The 19,823-nt window shown below is 35.0% G+C and carries 13 protein-coding genes; 1 reads left to right on the top strand and 12 read right to left on the bottom strand.

What is annotated here, in order from left to right; all coding sequences use genetic code 11:
* Positions 1-152: 152 nt before the first annotated feature.
* The 11 genes from EKM00_RS13950 to EKM00_RS13900 all read right to left on the bottom strand — a co-directional run bounded on the left by EKM00_RS13950 (position 153) and on the right by EKM00_RS13900 (position 17,454).
* Complete coding sequence (locus EKM00_RS13950) at positions 153-635, bottom strand: hypothetical protein (RefSeq protein ID WP_126516592.1); 483 nt, start codon at positions 633-635, stop codon at positions 153-155.
* 3 nt (positions 636-638) lie between these two features.
* On the bottom strand, positions 639-1,316 hold the full coding sequence (locus tag EKM00_RS13945) for a peptidoglycan DD-metalloendopeptidase family protein (RefSeq protein ID WP_126516591.1): 678 nt from the start codon (positions 1,314-1,316) through the stop codon (positions 639-641).
* A 466-nt stretch (positions 1,317-1,782) separates the two neighbouring features.
* Positions 1,783-4,191, bottom strand: coding sequence for an alpha-ketoacid dehydrogenase subunit alpha/beta (locus EKM00_RS13940; protein ID WP_126516590.1), 2,409 nt, complete (start codon positions 4,189-4,191; stop codon positions 1,783-1,785).
* Positions 4,192-4,377: 186 nt separating this feature from the next.
* Positions 4,378-7,206, bottom strand: coding sequence for an aminopeptidase (locus tag EKM00_RS13935; RefSeq protein ID WP_233592310.1), 2,829 nt, complete (start codon positions 7,204-7,206; stop codon positions 4,378-4,380).
* A gap of 107 nt (positions 7,207-7,313) precedes the next feature.
* A complete protein-coding gene (locus EKM00_RS13930) occupies positions 7,314-8,042 on the bottom strand; it encodes a TIGR00730 family Rossman fold protein (RefSeq protein ID WP_126516589.1) in 729 nt (242 codons plus the stop codon).
* Positions 8,043-8,161: 119 nt separating this feature from the next.
* The gene (locus EKM00_RS13925) at positions 8,162-8,521 is read right to left on the bottom strand and encodes a cupin domain-containing protein (RefSeq protein ID WP_126454879.1); all 360 of its coding nucleotides are present in this window, start codon (positions 8,519-8,521) and stop codon (positions 8,162-8,164) included.
* A 36-nt stretch (positions 8,522-8,557) separates the two neighbouring features.
* Positions 8,558-11,389, bottom strand: coding sequence for an excinuclease ABC subunit UvrA (gene uvrA, locus EKM00_RS13920; RefSeq protein WP_126454881.1), 2,832 nt, complete (start codon positions 11,387-11,389; stop codon positions 8,558-8,560).
* A gap of 101 nt (positions 11,390-11,490) precedes the next feature.
* A complete protein-coding gene (locus tag EKM00_RS13915) occupies positions 11,491-13,275 on the bottom strand; it encodes a chloride channel protein (protein ID WP_126454883.1) in 1,785 nt (594 codons plus the stop codon).
* Between the two features lie 212 nt (positions 13,276-13,487).
* A complete protein-coding gene (gene ggt, locus EKM00_RS13910; protein ID WP_126516588.1) occupies positions 13,488-15,173 on the bottom strand; it encodes a gamma-glutamyltransferase in 1,686 nt (561 codons plus the stop codon).
* Between the two features lie 14 nt (positions 15,174-15,187).
* Positions 15,188-16,873 carry a gamma-glutamyltransferase gene (ggt, locus tag EKM00_RS13905; protein WP_126516587.1) on the bottom strand — a complete coding sequence of 562 codons (1,686 nt, stop codon included), beginning with the start codon at positions 16,871-16,873 and terminating at the stop codon, positions 15,188-15,190.
* Positions 16,870-17,454: an acyl carrier protein phosphodiesterase gene (locus EKM00_RS13900; protein WP_126516586.1), complete on the bottom strand. Its 585-nt coding sequence runs from the start codon at positions 17,452-17,454 to the stop codon at positions 16,870-16,872. Before EKM00_RS13900 ends, ggt (EKM00_RS13905) begins: the two co-directional genes overlap by 4 nt.
* Before the next feature lie 119 nt (positions 17,455-17,573).
* Between EKM00_RS13900 and glmM the strand changes: the two genes are divergently transcribed.
* Entirely contained in the window at positions 17,574-18,965 is a 1,392-nt protein-coding gene (gene glmM / locus EKM00_RS13895; protein WP_126516585.1) for a phosphoglucosamine mutase, read from the top strand.
* 172 nt (positions 18,966-19,137) lie between these two features.
* Here glmM and EKM00_RS13890 read toward each other — a convergent pair whose 3' ends face one another.
* The gene (locus EKM00_RS13890) at positions 19,138-19,728 is read right to left on the bottom strand and encodes a PepSY-associated TM helix domain-containing protein (RefSeq protein ID WP_126516584.1); all 591 of its coding nucleotides are present in this window, start codon (positions 19,726-19,728) and stop codon (positions 19,138-19,140) included.
* Positions 19,729-19,823: the final 95 nt, after the last annotated feature.

Genomic DNA, 19,823 nt, shown 5'->3' with positions numbered 1-19,823 from the left:
TAATTTTGCAAAACTAAAATACGATTTTTACTAAGAAGCCATTAATTTGGCTTCTTTTTTTATCGGACAACAATGATATTGAATTTAGTATTTCTATCCTGTTTTGCCACAACTATTCCGGAAGCAAAAATGTACTGCTATTTATCAAAAAATTATTCCATCAAAAATGAGTTTACCCAATCTAAGGATTTAATAGAGGAAACTTTATTTTCTTCATTCATTGTAACTCGAAGTTCCTTATTGGCTACTTTTTTAGTATATGATGCCTTGTATCTGAAAAGAGTACTTCCGTCAAAATTGTTTTTATATACTTCAACTAAATGAAGATCAATAAAAGTTCCATAATATTGGCGAAAACGCGTACAGGTTTTTGTCAGTCGTTCTTCGGTGGTGTTTTTTATTACTGACGTTGTGGCTTCATTGAGGTTAAAAGGCTTGAATTTTGAAGTATTACAGGTCATCAAAACTCGCTTTCCTAATTCATATGCTTTAGCTTTTTGATTTGCATCGATTGCTGTTAAGTCCAGCTTCACAATTTTAGCGTTCTCAATTTCGGGTTCTGGGGCAATTATAACAGTTTTTGATTTGCATCCAATAAGTAAAAGAATGCTAAATACAATCATTATTTTTTTCATGATTTATTTTATTTTTAATAGGATATTGGGATCTGGACAATTTTTCAAATAGTAGCTCAAATCATTTTTGCTGCATACACCGGGATAATCACCAAGGATTTTAGCCATTTTTTTTATAATCTGAAAATGCAAATGTGGGGCATAATCACCATTGACAGCAGCGTCACCTAATGTAGCCAGCTGACTTCCTTTTTCGTATACATCACCAATATTAATGTTACCAATGCTTTCAAGCGACAAATGACCGTATAAAGTATAGAATTTTTGGTTTTCTATTTTATGTTCCAGAATAATAGTGGGGCCATAATCACCCACACCAGTATTATAATTGAAGCTGTGGATAAATCCGTCTAATGCTGCAAGAACCGGCGTTCCTGCCTTGACCCATAAGTCTATACCAATGTGAATGTTTCTTTCGTCGGTTTTCGTGTCATTAAAAATTTCACTCCGTTTGTATAAATTTCTAATTTCATTATATCCTCCAAAAGCAACTTTTGCATTATTTCGAGCTAAGTAATCCTCAATGTATTCTTCAAAGGCAATTGCGGTATGTATATTTCGTTTTGATAAGATTTCATTTGTATTGGATAAATCTAATGGCAGGTAGCTGTTGTAATCAATTGTTTTATCTATAACTTTAACATTTTGAATGTTGTGTAGAATATTTTCTAGTTTTGTCATTTATTGGTTTTTAAAAAGCTTAAATTTAATTAAAAAAAGGCTGTATAAAAATTTTACCATGGTATTATAACTTTTAATTAGCAGATCGAACCTTTTAATTTGAGTGTATAAGTAACAGCCACTGTGTAATGTCGTGTTTTAAAATTAGACAAAATGACGCAACAGATTGATTTTAAACTACTGTTTGCAATAGTGTTCCTTTTGACTTTATGACGTTTAAACTTTCGACTTACTTAAGGATAGTCTTTAACTCCTAATTTTAAGATTTATTTATGAATAGGTGTCAAGTTTAGTAACTGAATTCTTACTTTAAAACGTCATCAACTTTTCATGCTCATCCGTTAAATGGGATAAACAATCTAATAAGGGATTTTCTAATGAATGTTTTGAAATGAGTAGGTGTATTTTTTCTATCAAAAAAAATCCCAATCGTTTCCAATTGGGATTCTAATTTATGAATTGGATTTTAGTATAAATTTGGATATTTTGATGGATTTACTTCATTCATTATACCATACACTTTTTCAAAAATATCTTCTATTGAAGGTTTAGAGAAATAATCACCATCTGTTCCGTACGCAGGTCGATGTGCTTTTGCGGTCAAGGTTTGCGGTTTACTGTCTAAATAATTATAGGCATCCTGTTGTTCAATAATTTGTTGTAAAACATAAGCAGAAGCTCCGCCCGGAACATCTTCATCGATTACTAAAAGACGATTTGTTTTAGCAATACTTTTTACAACATCTTGATTAATGTCAAACGGAAGCAAAGATTGTAGGTCGATAATCTCGCAATCTATACCTATTTCAAGGAGTTCCTTGGCAGCTTGCTGTACTAATCGCAAAGTGGAACCATAGGAAACGAGTGTAATGTCTGTTCCTTGTTTTAAGGTTTCAACTACTCCAATTGGGGTTTTAAATTCGCCATAGTTTAGTGGCATTTTTTCTTTCAATCGATAACCGTTCAGGCACTCAATGACTAAAGCAGGTTCGTCACATTCTAATAAACTATTATAAAAACCGGCTGCTTGGGTCATGTTTCTAGGAACTAAAACATGAATTCCTCGCACGGCGTTTATGATCATTCCCATAGGAGAGCCAGAATGCCAGATGCCTTCTAAACGATGACCGCGAGTACGTATAATTAGTGGTGCTTTTTGTTTTCCTACGGTTCTATATCGCAACGTAGCTAAATCATCACTCATGATTTGAATCGAATACAATAAATAATCTAAATATTGAATTTCGGCAATAGGGCGTAAGCCTCTTAATGCCATTCCAATGCCTTGACCTAAAATGGTTGCTTCTCGAATTCCTACATCGGCAACGCGGAGTTCTCCATATTTTTCCTGCATTCCTTCTAAACCTTGATTAACATCGCCAATGGTTCCTGCATCTTCGCCAAATATTAATGTTTCAGGATATTTAGTAAAAATAGCATCAAAATTATCGCGCAAAATCATACGTCCATCAGTATCTTCTTTTGCATTTTCTTGATATACCGGTACCACTTTTTTGACAGAGAACACATTTAAATCTGTTTCTGAAAATAAGTTGCTGCTAAAATTATTTTGTGTTTTAGCAGTGTACGTTTTTATCCAAAGCGATAGTTCAGCTTTGCCATTTTCATTTAGGATTAAACGCAATACTTTTCGTGCTGTCACCAAAATTTCCTTTTTCAAAGGAGACTTGATATTGCTTAAATCGGCGGTATATTTTAATATTACTTCTTTGTTTTTGCTACTTTCGGCTATTTTTTGCAATAGAGCAACTATTTCTTTTTGCTCTTCAATTACGGGTTCTAAAAATGCATTCCAAGCTGCTTTCTTGCCTTCTAAAACATCTTTTTTGGCTTGTGCATCAATGGCTTCAATTTCTTCAGGAGAAGCAATATTGATAGCAATCATCCATAATCTCATTTGACGGATGCAATCATAGTCTTTTTCCCAGGCCAATCGGTCGGAATTTTTGTAGCGCTCATGGGAACCAGAACTGGAATGTCCCTGCGGTTGTGTCAATTCATTTACGTGTATCAAAACAGGAGTATGATTTTGTCGGGCTATAGTGGCAGCTTTTTCATACGTGGCAATCAGGTCTGCATAATCCCATCCTTTTACTCTTAAAATTTCAAAGCCATTTGTGTTTTTGTCTTTTTGGTATCCTTTTAAAATTTCAGAAATATTTTCTTTTGTGGTTTGATGTCTTGCATGAACAGAAATCCCATATTCATCATCCCAAATACTCATTACCATTGGTACTTGTAAAACACCCGCTGCATTGATAGTTTCAAAAAATAAGCCTTCTGAAGTACTTGCGTTTCCTATGGTGCCCCAGGCAATCTCATTTCCTTGATTAGAAAAATTAGCTGCATTTGGTATTCCAGAGACTTGTCTGTAAATTTTTGATGCTTGAGCCAGTCCTAGTAAACGTGGCATTTGTCCGGCAGTTGGGGAAATGTCAGCGCTAGAGTTTTTTTGTTTTGTTAAGTTTTTCCAACTTCCATCTTCATTTAAGCTGTGGGTAGCAAAGTGACCGCCCATTTGCCTTCCTGCTGACATTGGTTCTTGTTCGATATCATTATGACCATATAATCCGGCAAAAAATTGTTGGATAGTAAGTTCACCAATAGCCATCATAAACGTTTGATCACGGTAGTATCCAGAACGGAAATCTCCATTTTGGAATGCTTTCGCCATTGCCAGTTGCGGCACTTCTTTTCCGTCACCAAAAATCCCAAATTTAGCTTTTCCAGTCAATACTTCTTTACGGCCTAAAAGGCTGCACTCTCTGCTTAATATGGCTATTTTATAGTCATTTAATACTTCGATTTTGAAATCTTCAAATGTCAATGTAGTATTGGTTTTTTCTTTTATCATAATTGAAAAGTATAACTTTGAGGTGCAAATTTACTTAAAAAGTAGCTAGATTCATAATTCATTGAAATAAATATAATTAAATTATTGTAATTTATTCTAATAAAAAGTATCTTATTTTTTTATTATATGTAATTATAAAATCAATTTGCTAAGAATAATTTAATAATTAATGAGAATCTTATTGAATTAGAACCATTTTCGATTAAAAAGATTGATTAATGTTTTAGGTGAAAAAGTAACTATAAACCGCACTTTTTCGTTATAATTCTTTTCACCTATTTCCCACCCATTGGTAGAATAAATAGGAAAATAAAGTTCAAAATAGTCTGTGACTAAATTCAGGCGAATACCACTATCATAAACAAAACGCTCTTTTATTCCTTTGTTTTTAATGATCCCTAAATCCCCATAGACTTCAATCCAGTTCCATATACTGTAACTGGCGTTCATGCTAGTTATCCATCTATTGGCAAAAGGGGTATTGATTTTTGATTTAAAACCTCCTTCGGCTACAAGGTATTGTTGACTGAAAAGACCACTGTTTTCTGATCTTCCTAAATAATTGTAATCAAAAAGGTAATCCGTTGGCCGGTCTAATGCGAAGCTGAAAAAATCGGATTGCGTTTTATTATACAAAAAACTTCCCGCATACAACCGTAAATTAATTTGCCGGTTGTTTTCAAAGAGTTTTCGGTATTCAATTTCACCTGTAATTTTTCCGAATTTACCAGAAATTTGTAGATCCGTAGTAAAATTAAAATGGTTGGTAACTTCTGTTTTGGTATTAATATATCTCGCATCAAAAACAGAATAATTTTCGGGGGAGTTGTCAAGTACCAGGATACTTTTTTCTTTATTGACAATTACTTGTCGGAATAAGAAAAGCTGTTTCCTATTGTCTCTGAAGTTGGGCTCTCGGATACGCAATTGCACCGTTGGATTTAGTCTAAGATATGCTGCATCCTGTGCATAATGAAAGTAGGAGCCACTGATTGAATATTTTGCGTTGTAAAGGGTACTGTTTCTGAAATTTTGGTTGGCTACAAAGTGAGCTGAGCCTGATAAATTATCTGATTTAGTTGAGTATGATGGGTTGATGTCAAAAATAAACGGCTTGTCTAAAATGGTTTTATTATGCAATCGTATGCCCGGTGTGATGCCGTCATAAAGATTGTACCCGATCGAGGGAACATACAACACCTGATTGTAATACGGATCTTCTAGGTCTTTCATAAATACAAATTTTACAGGGCGATTGTTGGGAAAAAAACCACTTAGTTTCTTCCAGTTATTTCTTAAATTGTATTCTGGAACTTCATTTTTTAGATTTAAAATAATTTTATCCGCATTGTTTTTAGCAATTGTAAAACTATTGTCACATTCCTTAATATCTAACCACTGTTTAAAAACGATTTCTCCTTTTTTTGTTCCATACACCGGAATAGGAATAACGGTTGCAGTTTTATTGCGCACCGAAAAAGTAATACTGTCTCTGGTTTTTGTTACGCTTGAAAATTTATAGTCAATGATGTCTCTGGAATTAATAATTGTATTAAAAAACCAACTGATATCTTTTTTGGTGTTTGCTTTCAATACACTCTCAAAATCATTCCTTGTTACCTGTTTGGTATGATTTTGATGATAGAATTGTCGAATACTAGTTATAACGGCGTTATTTTGTAAATAATTATCCAAAAAGCGAATGCTTAAACCCGCACGATATTTACTGGCAATTTGCTCGTTAAATTTAATTAAGCTGTTTTTTGAATCTCCAAGCGGTTGGTCCAGATTTTTTCGGGCCATCAACATATAAAAATAACTGTATTGGTCATTGAAACCAACATTAGTTAAATTAAAGCTTTTTAACAACCTTATATTTGAAGCACTACCCAACATTTTAGTATCGGGGTAATTCTCATCTATATATTTCATCATTGCATATACTTGAATCCCGTCATAAATCCAATTGTCTTTTCTTGGATCCAGATGCAGGCTGGTTTTCAAGTACTCATTTAAGTACGTTTTCAAAAATTTAATCTCATAAATAAAGTCATCCGGAAACGGACTAATGAAGGAAGGTAGCTGGTTCAGTCCATAAAAAGGATTTCTTTCATAATCTGTTTTTGAAATAATAATTCTATCATGAGGATATTTTCCAATTAAATTAGTAGTGAAATTTATAATTTTATCAATTACAATTGCTTTTTGGATGGGCTCTAATTTACTGTTTTTCAAATCGGTAAGCACTTCAATAGCATTATTTTTATAACTTTCAAAACTAGATTTTGGCTCGATGATTAAGCTGAAAACAGTTCTGTTATTGCCGGATAATTGGTAGTGCGTAAAATCATCTTTTGATATTGTTTTGGTACTTTTTAAATCTGACGTAAGCTCAAAATGTATGGGTATTTTAAAATCAATAGTCACATTTGATATCGCATTAGCAATATCGTCTAAATTCATGTTACTATATTTTGTAAAGGCATGATTTTCATAACGGGCAGGAGTAAGGTACCAGTCTTTCAGGTTAAATGTCCCATTGCTATTGTATCCATATTTGGTAAATTTATCGCTCGGTATTTTAGAAACATAGGTGAGTTGTAGCTTAATTTTCTGATTTGGAAGCAATTTATTGCGTAACTGAACCACTATATAATCAGGGTTTTTCTCTGTTCTTTGCCAAGACAGGAAAAGTTGATTTTCATCCAGTATGGTCAAATTTAGTGTACTTCCTCGTTCTTCCTCTTTGGCTAAGTGAAAACCCCTGTAAAATTCATCCGAAAATCGTTTGGCTAAAGGCGTATTTTTGTTAGAATAAGCAGTGTTCCAATCATTCAAAACAATAGTAGTCAAAGAATCCTCAGACTGATTTATAAAAGTAATTTCTTGTTTAACATTTAAAATTTTACTTTCAGGATTCAGTTCTACGGATAAGTTATTATGATGTTGTGCATATTGTTTGACCGAAGCCAATAAAACAAAAAGATAAAATACTATTTTAAGGTTTGATCTCAATTTCCTCGTATTAATTTATTAAAAAATGAATATACCTCTTTATTAGATATAGTTGTTAATTAAAATTAAACAAAAAAAGAAGCTGTTTGGGGGGCAGCTTCTTCATTTTAAAAATTTGGTGATAAATCATATTTCTTATAAAAAGCATTCAGAATATGAACCACTTCATCTTCAGTATCTACAATTTTGAATAAATCTAGATCTTCAGCGTTTACCGTATGTTCCCTTTCAACTAAAACCGCTTTGATCCAATCGATTAATCCCGACCAAAAACTGCTGCCAACTAATATTATTGGGAATCTTGCAATCTTTTTCGTCTGTATTAAGGTTATAGCTTCAAATAACTCGTCCATCGTTCCAAAACCACCCGGCATCACGACAAAACCCTGAGAATATTTGACAAACATCACTTTTCGAACAAAGAAATAATCAAAATTAAGATTTTTATCGCTGTCAATATACGGGTTGAAATGTTGCTCAAAGGGCAATACAATATTCAATCCTACTGATGCGCCGCCACCCAGATGAGCTCCTTTATTTCCTGCTTCCATAATTCCCGGGCCACCACCAGTAATCACGCCATAACCCGCCTTACTGATTTTATAGGCAATTTTTTCGGCAAGCAAATAATATGCATCTTCCGGTTTCATTCGTGCCGAACCAAAAATAGTTACACACGGTCCTATGCGCCCCATGCTCTCATACCCGTTTACAAATTCAGCCATAATTTTAAAAATCGCCCAACTGTCATTGGTTCTGATTTCGTTCCAAGTCTTTCTTTTTAGGCGGTCTTGGATTACTCTATCTTCGTCGTTATCAAAATCTTCTAATCTCATTTTCAAAAATATATTTTACTTTTTCTTTTTTTGGAGCTATTTCCTGCTATCCATTTCAATCTTTATTGTTTTAAAGAAAAACAATAAAGGATTTCCATTGCTATCAGGGCTAAGCAAATTTAATACGTTTGCTCTTCAATGGATTTTGTTATTTTAGATATAACTTTACCAGTATGTTCAGTAGTTTTTGATTCTATCAGCATTATTAAACAGTCGTCAGTTGACGAAACTCTGTGGTTTATACCTTTTTTAACCACAAATAAATCTCCTTTTTTCATAGTGAATTTAGGTTCGTTTTCAATTTCCATTAAAAGTTCTCCTTCAACAATGTAAAATAATTCATCTTCCTTTTCATGATTATGCCACGGTAAATCTTGGCCTTTGATTTTTGCCACTTTGATAAATTGATCATTAACTTCACCAATTATTTTCGGTGAAAAATAGTTTTCGACACTACTGAACGCTTCTTTTAAATTCATAATTTCCAAAAATTATTTTTTTATTTTTTATGTATACTAAAGTAATTCTTTTTTCAAGAACTGCGCCGTATAGCTTTTCTTATTTTTAATAATTTCTTCCGGAGTTCCTTTGGCAATGAGTTGTCCGCCGCCTTTTCCGCCTTCAGGGCCAATGTCGATGATGTAATCCGCAAGTTTAATCACGTCCATATTGTGTTCGATAATCAAAATCGTATTTCCTTTGTCAACCAGTTTATTGATCACTTCCATCAACACTCGAATGTCTTCAAAATGCAAACCAGTTGTGGGTTCGTCCAGGATATAAAACGTGTTCCCAGTATCTTTTTTAGATAATTCTCCCGCCAGCTTAATGCGTTGTGCCTCCCCGCCAGAAAGCGTCGTGCTTTGTTGTCCAAGAGTAATATATCCTAATCCAACATCCTGAATAGTTTTTACTTTTCTATAAATCTTCGGAATCATTTCAAAGAACGGAACCGCTTCATCTACCGTCATATTCAACACATCCGAAATGGATTTCCCTTTGTATCGAATCTCTAAAGTTTCTCTGTTAAAACGCTTTCCTTGGCAGGTTTCACATTCTACATATACATCAGGTAAAAAATTCATTTCAATCGTTCGCACTCCAGAACCTTGGCAGGTTTCACAACGTCCGCCTTTGACATTAAAACTAAAACGTCCGGCTTTATATCCCCGAATCAGACTTTCAGAAGTCATCGTAAACAGATTTCTGATTTCGGTAAAAACTTCGGTATAAGTTGCAGGATTAGAGCGGGGCGTTCTGCCAATCGGACTTTGGTCAATATCAATCACTTTATCAATATGTTCCAGTCCTTCAATTTTTTTATACGGTTTTGGTTTTTTGACACCATTAAAATAATACGCGTTCAAAATAGGGTAGAGCGTTTCATTAATTAACGTAGATTTACCACTTCCGGAAACTCCAGTCACGCAAATCATTTTGCCCAAAGGCAATTCTATCGAAACATTTTTCAAGTTATTTCCGGTTGCTCCGGTCAGTTTTAGGAATTTCCCATTTCCCTCCCGACGTTTTGCTGGAACCTCAATTTTCATCTTCCCATTGAGATATTGTGCCGTAATGGTATTTGAGGCCATTGTTTCTGCAGGAGTTCCAATGCTAATGATTTCTCCGCCAAATTTCCCTGCCTTTGGACCAATATCAATTACATAATCCGCACGTTCAATCATGTCTTTATCGTGTTCCACTACAATTACGGAGTTTCCAATATCTCGTAATTGTTCCAGAGAATGAATCAATTTGTCATTGTCTCTTTGATGTAAACCAATACTCGGCTCATCCAGAATATATAAAACACCCACTAATTGTGAACCAATTTGCGTGGCTAATCGTATGCGTTGTGCTTCACCACCCGAAAGTGATTTAGAGCTTCGGCTTAAAGCCAAATAATCCAAGCCTACATTCATCAAAAAGTTCAGTCGATCCTTAATCTCTTTGATTACTTCAGTTGCGATACGCTTTTGTTTATCAGACAAGTGATTATCTAAATCAAGAAACCAAGCGGTCAAATCCGAAATGTCCATATCGCACAATTCGGTACTATTCTTTTCATTGATTTTAAAGAACATCGCTTCTTTTTTCAAACGGGAACCGTCACAAACCGGACATTTTATTTCGTCCATAAATTCCTTTGCCCAGCGCTTGATTGATGTAGAGCCGCTTTCATCATGTTGGTTTTTTATGAAATGTGAAATTCCTTCAAAATCAATTTTGTATTCTCGGGCAACACCTAAATCTTTTGAGTTGATGGTGAATTTTTCCTTCCCACCATTCAAAATCATTTCCATCGCTTCCTGCGGAATGGTTTCTATGGCATCCGTCAATTTGAAATCGTATTTTTCTCCGATAATTTCCAGTTGCTTAAAAATCCAAGATGATTTGTATTCGCCTAAAGGCGCAAAACCGCCATTTTTTATGGATAATTTTGGATTTGGAATAATCTTTTTTGGGTTAATTTCATTGACTGTTCCTAAGCCATTGCAATGATCACAAGCACCTTTAGGGGAATTGAAAGAAAATAAATTGGGTTCAGGATTTTGATAGGAAATTCCAGTAGTAGGACACATCAAATTCCTGCTAAAAAATCGTACTTCATTGGAATCTTGATCTAAAACCATCAAGACGTTTTCGCCGTGATGCATGGCTGTATTAATACTTTCGGACAATCGCTTTTCGTTATCAGGAGTATCTTCAATTACCATTCGATCCACAACAATTTCGATGTCGTGTGTTTTATAACGGTCTAATTTCATTCCCAAAGTAATATCCAATACATCGCTGTTTACGCGTACTTTAAGAAAACCTTGCTTGGCAATTTGTTGAAAAAGCTCCGCATAATGTCCTTTACGAGACCGAATAACAGGCGCTAAAATATTGATTCGCTTTCCGGTAAAATCTTGAATAATCAAATCTTTGATTTGCTCATCAGAATAGGAAACCATTTTCTCGCCGGTGTTGTAACTGTATGCATCAGCTGCACGAGCATAAAGCAAACGCAGGAAATCATAAATTTCAGTGATAGTTCCCACGGTGGAACGCGGACTTTTACTGGTCGTTTTTTGTTCAATAGCAATTACTGGAGAAAGTCCGTCAATTTTATCCACATCGGGACGTTCCAAGCCACCAAGAAACTGGCGCGCATAAGCCGAAAAAGTTTCTACATAACGGCGTTGCCCTTCGGCATAAATAGTATCAAAAGCTAAGGAAGATTTTCCGGATCCCGAAAGACCGGTAATCACGACCAGTTTTTCGCGAGGAATGGAAACGTCTATATTTTTTAAGTTGTGCACGCGAGCGCCTTGAACTTCGATGGTATTGTCTTTGTCTAACATAATTTTTCGCAGATTCCGAATTTTTCGGAAACAAAGTTACTATTTTGATTTGTTCTTTTGATGTAACAGTTTAGAAGTTTGTGTTAAAAATAATTAGGAAATTATTCTATCGTCATCGATTTTAGTTTAGTTCTGTAGGCCTCAAGCGCAATAGATTTAGAAATAAAACCATAATATTTGTCGTTTTTGAGTACTGGCAAAAAGGCTACTTTAGATTTTTCAAATTTATTCATGACGGTTTCCATACTGTCATCCGGAGTGACTGTTTCCAAAGGTTTTATCATAATATCTTTGACCAAAGTATATTTAACTCTATAGGTATTGAATATTATTTCCCGAATAGTATTAAAATGAACCATTCCTAGAAGTTGATTTTCTGGATCTACTACAGCAAAAATTACTTGATTGGAATGTGATATCAAATCTACTAATTTTTCTAAATTTTCATTTGGCGTGACCGTTAAAAAATCCGTTTGAATAATAGAATTTGTTTCTAATGTGGAAAGAACATTAGTGTCTTTATTGCTGGTAAATGCATGTCCTTTTTGAATAAGATTTTTTACATCCATAGAATGTTTTTCAAAACGCTTTGAAATAGCAAAACTGATAGAAGAAACAATCATAAGTGGAATCATTAAATTATAACCTCCTGTAATTTCAGCAATTAAGAAAATCGCAGTCAATGGTGCATGAAACAAGCCACTCAATATTCCGGCCATGCCAACCAAAGTGAAATTGCTGATAGGAAGTTTCGTTAATCCGGTTAAATTTAAAAATTTAGCAAAGAAAAAACCAACATAAGACCCCAGAAATAGGGAAGGTGCAAAATTACCTCCATTACCACCACTACTCAAGGTTATTCCTGTAGCAAAAACCTTTATCATCATGGTGCAACCTACAAACAATAAAAGCGCCCAACTATTATTTCTAAAACTACTGAATAAAGTGTTCTCCAATAATTTTCCGGGATCATTTTCGGATAATGTTTTGATACTTTCATATCCTTCTCCAAAAAGTGTTGGAAAAATAAAAATAAGAATGGCCAAAATAGAAGAACCAAATAAGGCTTTTTTATAAGGCGATAATTTAAGTCTGGCAAAAAAATGTTCTACCCTTTGAAAGTTACGGGAATAATAAACGGAAACAAACCCGGTAAACAAGCCTAAAAGGACGTAAAAAAAAAGGTTGTGATAATCAAAACTTTGCTGTTGCTTAAAGGACAGTAAGATGGCTTCGTCCAAGGCAATAACGGATACTAATGCGCCTGTTGCCGCTGCAATCATAATGGGTGTAAATGCCGCAATACTCACATCAACTAATAACACTTCAATAGCAAATAATACACCCGCAATTGGCGCATTAAAAGCAGCGGCAATACCTGCGGCAACACCACAACCGATTAGAAGCGTTCGGTCTTTATAACTCAGTTTATATTTTTGGGCATAATTAGACCCAAAAGCAGCTCCTGTAATAACAATAGGGCTCTCCAGACCTGCAGACCCTCCTAATCCAACTGTTAGTGAGCTGGTAACAATTTGGGAATACATTTGTTTTTTTGGAATAATACTTGCTTTTTTGGCAACAGCATATAAAATTTGCGAAGTTCCTTTTTGTATGGTTCCTCCCAAAACTCTTTTGACTACAAAAACAGTAAGCAGAATACCAATTATAGGCAAGATGCTATTAAGAAAACCTAATTTTAATATTCCACTGACATACGTGGCAAAAGAAAAAACCCAATGGGCAAAAGTTTTTAAAACGATTACGGCAAATGCAGAAGAGATACCAACTAAAACAGCAGATAAAAATATAAACTGTTTTGGAGTCAATAAAGACTGTGCTATGGCAATTATTACTTCTAATTTGGTGATCAACTTTTTGAACATTATATTTTTTTTAAAGGGGATGCAAAACTACTATTATTTTAATCCTAACAAATGTTTTTTAAAGCTTCTTTTGTGCTTAAGGGGTTTAAATTACAATTTGCGACAAACTGCTGCACAGCTTTTGAATCTATTTTGTGTAAAAGCGTTTTCTAAGGCGTGTGTAAATTTCATAAAAAAGTAAATTTGTCATCATTCCGAGCACAATCGACGGACTAAAAACCAACCGCTGTATCGTCACCTCTAAAATCAGCACCACCCTCTAATTTTTTAGTTGGTAAAACCAAAATCGCATCTACTTTTCCTATTACAGGTGTTGTTTTTTCATTGATGATGTATCCTCGGGACTTTAAGGTTTCAAAAGTTTTAGCATCGAAAGTATTAGGCTCAAAAGTGATTAAATCCGGTAACCATTGATGATGAAAACGAGGTGCGTTTACTGCTTGTTGCATGCTGAAATTATACTCAGAAACATTTAAAATCGTTTGCAATACTGATGTAATTATTGTCGAGCCTCCGGGAGAACCCACAACCATGAATAATTTGCCGTTTCTCTCCACAATTGTTGGTGTCATGGAACTTAACATTCGTTTTTGTGGAGCAATACTATTGGCTTCATTTCCCACTAATCCAAACATATTAGGCACACCTGGTTTGGCACTGAAATCATCCATTTCGTTGTTGAGGAAAAATCCCAATTCATCACAATAGTATTTAGACCCGTAACCGTCGTTTAATGTTGTTGTTGCCGAAACAGCATTCCCAAACTGATCTACAATAGAATAATGAGTAGTTTCTGTACTCTCATTATAATTTACTTTTCCTTCTTTTATATCCGATGATAAGGTGGCTTTTTCAAAACTAAAATTCGACATTCTTTGTTTCAAATACGCATCTGCCATTAAGGCTTTTAAAGGAATTTTTACAAAATCAGGATCGCCCAGATAATAACTTCTGTCTGCGTAAGCCCTTCTTTCGGCTTCAACAATAACTTGAATGGCTTCGGTTGAGTTATGTCCCATTTTAGCCAGGTCGAAAGGCGCTATCATTTTGAATATTTCAGCGAGACATATTCCGCCACTGCTTGGTGGAGGCATCGAGATTATCTTTAAATCCTTGTAATCAAAAGTGAGTGGCGTCCTCCATTTGGCTTCGTATTGAGCCAGATCTTCTAAGGTGATGATAGCTCCTTTTTCTTGAAGGTATTTCACTAATATTTCAGCAGTTTTTCCTTTGTAAAATTCAGCTCTGCCCTTTTTTGAAATCCTTTTCAACGTAGCTGCCAGCGCAGGATATTGTATTACATCATTTTCTTTGAAAGCAGTTGCAAATAACGTTTTGTTCCCATTTACTTTTATAATTCTATCTCGATAAGCAGCTAGTCGGTCTTCTTGTTTTTTGGTAACAATAACCCCTTTTTCGGCTAATGCAATTACAGGTTTCAGGATGTCTGCAATCGGTAATGAACCTAGTTTTTCATGAACTGCAAAAACACCGGCAATTGTTCCGGGAACTCCAATAGCCAGAGGAGACTCAGTACTTTTTCCTTTTATGACATTTCCTTTTTCGTCCAGAAACATATCTTTCGTGGCTGCTATCGGCGCTTTTTCACGGTAATCTAACGAACCAATTTCACCGTTCGCTTTTCGGTACACCATAAAACCGCCACCACCAAGATTTCCAGCAAACGGATAAGCCACTGCAAGAGCTAATTCGGTTGCCACCATCGCATCAAAAGCATTGCCCCCTTTTCGCATGATTTCAACTCCAATTTTGGACGCTTCTACCCGTGCCGAAACGACCATTGCTTTATCAGCAACCAATCCTGTGGGCTGAACCATTACATTTTGGGTTTTACACCCAATAGAAAGCATACATAATAGAATACTAATTTTTTTCATTTGAATGTATAAATTTAAAAACCAACGGCTTTATTATCACCTCTTTTGTCTGCGCCACCTTCTAATTTTCCATTTGGCAAAACCAAAATTGCATCAACTTCACCAATGATTTCTTTGTTTTTTTCATTGATTAAATAGCTTTTTTTCTTCAGATTATTCAATAATTCTGTATCGAATGAATTGGGTTCAAAAGTAATTTCATCGGGTAACCATTGATGGTGAAAACGTGGGGCGTTTACCGCTTCTTGCATGCTCATATCAAATTCATACACATTTAATATCGTTTGTAACACCGATGTGATAATGGTGGAGCCTCCCGGTGTACCTACAACCATAAAAAGCGTACCGTTTTTTTCGACAATCGTGGGTGTCATGGAACTTAACATTCTTTTTCCGGGAGCAATACTGTTGGCTTCACTTCCAGTGAGTCCGTATAAGTTGGGAACACCCGGTTTGGCACTGAAATCATCCATTTGATTATTCAAAAAGAAACCCAATTCGTCACAATATATTTTAGAACCATAGTTATCATTTAAAGTAGTTGTTGCTGAAACTGCATTCCCAGCGGCATCAACAATAGAGTAATGTGTGGTTTGGTTGCTTTCATATCCCTTGATTGCTCCGTGGGCAATATCCGAAGATTTAGAAGCTTTATCAAATGAAAAATCAGCCATTCTTTTTTCTAAATAGAATGGACTTACTAATTCTTTTACCGGAAGTTTTACAAAATCAGGATCACCCAAGAAATAATTCCTGTCCGCGTAGGCTCTTCGTTCTGCTTCAGTAATGACTTGAATTGTTTTTCCGCTGTTATGTCCCATTTGCGAGAGGTTGAAGGGCTCAATCATTTTCATGATTTGATTCAAACAAATTCCACCACTGCTGGGAGGCGACATCGAGGTGATTTTTAAATTTTTATATTGAAAAGTAATTGGAGTTCGCCACTTGGCTTTATAACTATTAAAATCTTCAATGGTGGTATTTCCACCTTTTTTAGCAAGAAAAGAAACTAATTTTTGAGCAGTTTCCCCTTTGTAAAATTCATCTCGTCCGTTTTTAGCAATTCGTTTTAATGTTGCTGCCAAAGCGATGTGTTTTATAGTATCATTTTCTTTATATACTTTAGAAAATAAACTGTTCTTACCATTACTTTTTATAAAGGAGGCTCTGTGATACGCCAAACTTTCGGCTTGAAATTTAGTGACAATAACACCTCTTTCTGCCAAAGCAATTACAGGTTTGAGAATTTCACTGATGGGTAAAGAGCCATATTTTTTGTGCACTTCAAATATTCCTGCAATGGTACCCGGAATTCCGGATGCCAAAGCAGTCGCAGTACTTTTTCCTTCTATTACATTTCCTTTTTTGTCTAGAAACATATCTTTAGATGCAGCCAAAGGCGCTTTTTCCCTGTAATCGATAGCGCCTGTTTCACCATTGGCTTTTCTGAAAACCATGAAACCGCCACCACCAATATTTCCTGCCTGAGGATGTGAAATCGCCAAAGCCAGTTCCATGGCAACCATAGCATCAAAAGCATTACCGCCTTTTTTCATGATTTCAACTCCAATTTGCGACGCTTCTTCACGAGCAGAAACGACCATCGCTTTAGAAGTCACTAAACCTGTTGGTTGAATAGTCTTTTCGTTTAATTTGCAACCTAAAACGATAAGTAAAAGCAGGAACATTATTTTTTTCATAAAGTGGGTTTTTTACTATTCGAAAATAAGATTAATTCTTCAAAGAATTGGGTGAACTCCTTTTCAAATTCCGAATAAAATTCTGAAAGCTCATTGGTAGCAAACCGCATTTTAGATTCATTTTTGGTGCGATGGTCCATTTGAGTCAAAATATGCTCAATTCCTTCAACTGTTTGATAACTCACCAGCCAATTTTCTTCCATCATGATAGGCATTAGTCCTTTGGTTCGTTCTGACAAGATTTCATAATTATAATGCAAGGATTGGTAAAATCGTATCACAAAGTCCTCTAGTTTTTCATCGGAATACTTTGTCCAGTTTTTCGCCAAAAAATGGTCGTAAAAAACATCAACAATTACACCTGCATAATGATGGTATTTTTCGTGCAATTTTTTGGTACTTTGTCTGAAAAGGGGATGCGCATCGGTGAAAGTGTCTATGGCACGATGCAGAATAATTCCTTTTTGAATTTCTAAAGGAAAACTTTCAAAATGTTTTCCACGAATTCCATCGGCCATGAAATTGCCAATTTTGATTAAATCATTATCACCGGAAAGATAGATGTGTGCTAAAAAATTCATTCGCCTAATTTAGGAATTTAAAAGATGAATTTTGAATTCTAAATGACTTTTATAAACTGTCAATTATTATATTTGTGAACAATTTATAATTTAAAATTCAAAATTTAAAATAATAATCAATGACTTTAATAAAATCAATATCGGGAATACGTGGGACAATAGGCGGTAAAGTAGGGGATAACCTGACACCTGTTGATGCAGTTAAATTTGCCGCGGCGTACGGAACTTGGTTAAAAAAATATATCGGAAAAGAAAAAATTACTGTTGTTGTAGGTCGTGACGCCCGTATTTCGGGACCAATGATTCACAATTTGGTGGTAAATACTTTAATTGGTTTAGGAATCGACGTGATTGATTTAGGTCTATCAACAACGCCAACGGTTGAAGTTGCTGTTCCGTTAGAAAAAGCTGAAGGTGGCATTATCCTTACCGCTTCTCACAATCCAAAACAATGGAATGCCTTGAAATTATTGAATGAAAAAGGAGAATTCCTGAATGGAGAAGAAGGCTTGAAAATTCTTGAAATTGCTGAAGAGGAAGCTTTCGATTTCTCAGATGTGGATAATTTGGGAGAAATTATGATTAACGACGCCTACATGGATATTCATATTGATGAAGTGTTGAATTTACCTTTGGTAGATGTTGATGCAGTAAAAGCAGCTAAATTTAAAGTGGTTGTGGATGGTGTAAATTCTTCTGGAGGAATTATTATTCCAAGATTATTGGAATTAATGGGCGTTGAAGTAGTCGAATTATACTGTGAACCAAATGGTCATTTTCCTCATAATCCCGAACCGTTGAAAGAGCATTTGACTGATATATCAGAATTGGTTGTCAAAGAAAAAGCAGATTTAGGAATCGTGGTAGATCCTGATGTGGATCGTTTGGCTTTCATTTGTGAAGACGGAGAGATGTTTGGTGAAGAATATACTTTGGTGGCTTGCGCCGATTATGTATTGAGTAAAACACCAGGAAATACGGTTTCGAATATGTCGTCTTCCCGTGCGTTGCGTGATGTAACTAATTTGCATAATGGAAGCTATGAAGCCAGTGCGGTGGGTGAGGTAAATGTAGTCGAGTTGATGAAAAAGAATAATGCTGTAATAGGTGGTGAAGGAAATGGCGGAATCATTTATCCGGAACTGCATTACGGTCGTGATAGTTTAGTGGGAGTAGCGCTGTTTTTAACGCATTTGGCTAACAAAAAAATGACAGTTTCGGCTTTGCGTGCTTCGTATCCGGAATATTATATGAGCAAAAACAAAATCGAATTGACGCCACAAATTGATGTAGATGCGATTCTTGTTGCCATGACGGAAAAATACAAAAACGAAGATAGTACAACCATTGACGGTGTAAAAATTGACTTTGCTGACAATTGGGTTCACCTTAGAAAATCGAATACGGAGCCTATAATTCGTATTTATACCGAAGCTGCTTCACAAGAGAAAGCAGATGCTTTGGCACTTCGAATTATTGATGAAATAAAAGCAGTGGCTGGAATATCTTAGAAATCTAAAATAAATACGGACAAAAGGCCTGGTTGAATTATTAAACAGGCTTTTTTGATCTGTCCTTGGAACTAAATTAAAGCGTAACCTTTTATTTTAGTCTTCTTTGCAGATGACATTGCAGAGGAATAATTATGATTATTTATGCAATAATAGAGAAAATAATAAAGTATTATTTACTTGAATTATCACTTAATGATTTTCGTTTCATCCTCTTAGGCCCATACCAGAGCCAGAATCCTGTGATTGTAAACAGTAAAAGTGCAAATCCCATGACGGTTGTATAAAATAATTTGAAGAAACCACTACCCGTTTTGAAGTAATCGTCAACAATTGATCCATCGTGTATTTTTTCAATAATATCAGATCTTCGTCTTTCAATATGCAATAATTTTCCTGTTGCTCCGTCTAGTTGAATTCCCCAATAATTCTCAGCAAAAATAAATTTTACCATTCCTTTATCTTTTTTTATTTCAATGCGCTCTAGTTCTAAAGTACTATCTGCTGAAATAGAATCGTGTACAATTTTGCAAGCATTTTTATGCAAACTATCAATAGTAAGCCAGTCTTTAAATTGCACCGAAGTACCTTGATAAGATTTTGATTGCAGTAGTCCGCCACTATTTTTTTTCCAACCTAATAATAGTCCTGTCACGGAAACAATAAAGAAAAATAGGAATAAAAAAGCGCCAGTTGTTCTGTGTAATTTTCTAAAAATCCGGAGTAATTTAGCTTGTCGTTTTCTTGAATTATTTTCGGTCATTTTAATGCACTGTTTTTTATGGTAATTTGGATTAAATTTTTTTATCAGCACATTATAAATAAAGCTATAAAATCTACCTTAGGTGGTAATAAAAT

The organism is Flavobacterium sp. RSP15 (assembly GCF_003968755.1).
In the GTDB taxonomy this organism is placed as follows: Bacteria; Bacteroidota; Bacteroidia; order Flavobacteriales; family Flavobacteriaceae; genus Flavobacterium.
This window is presented reverse-complemented; position numbering and strand designations above follow the sequence as displayed.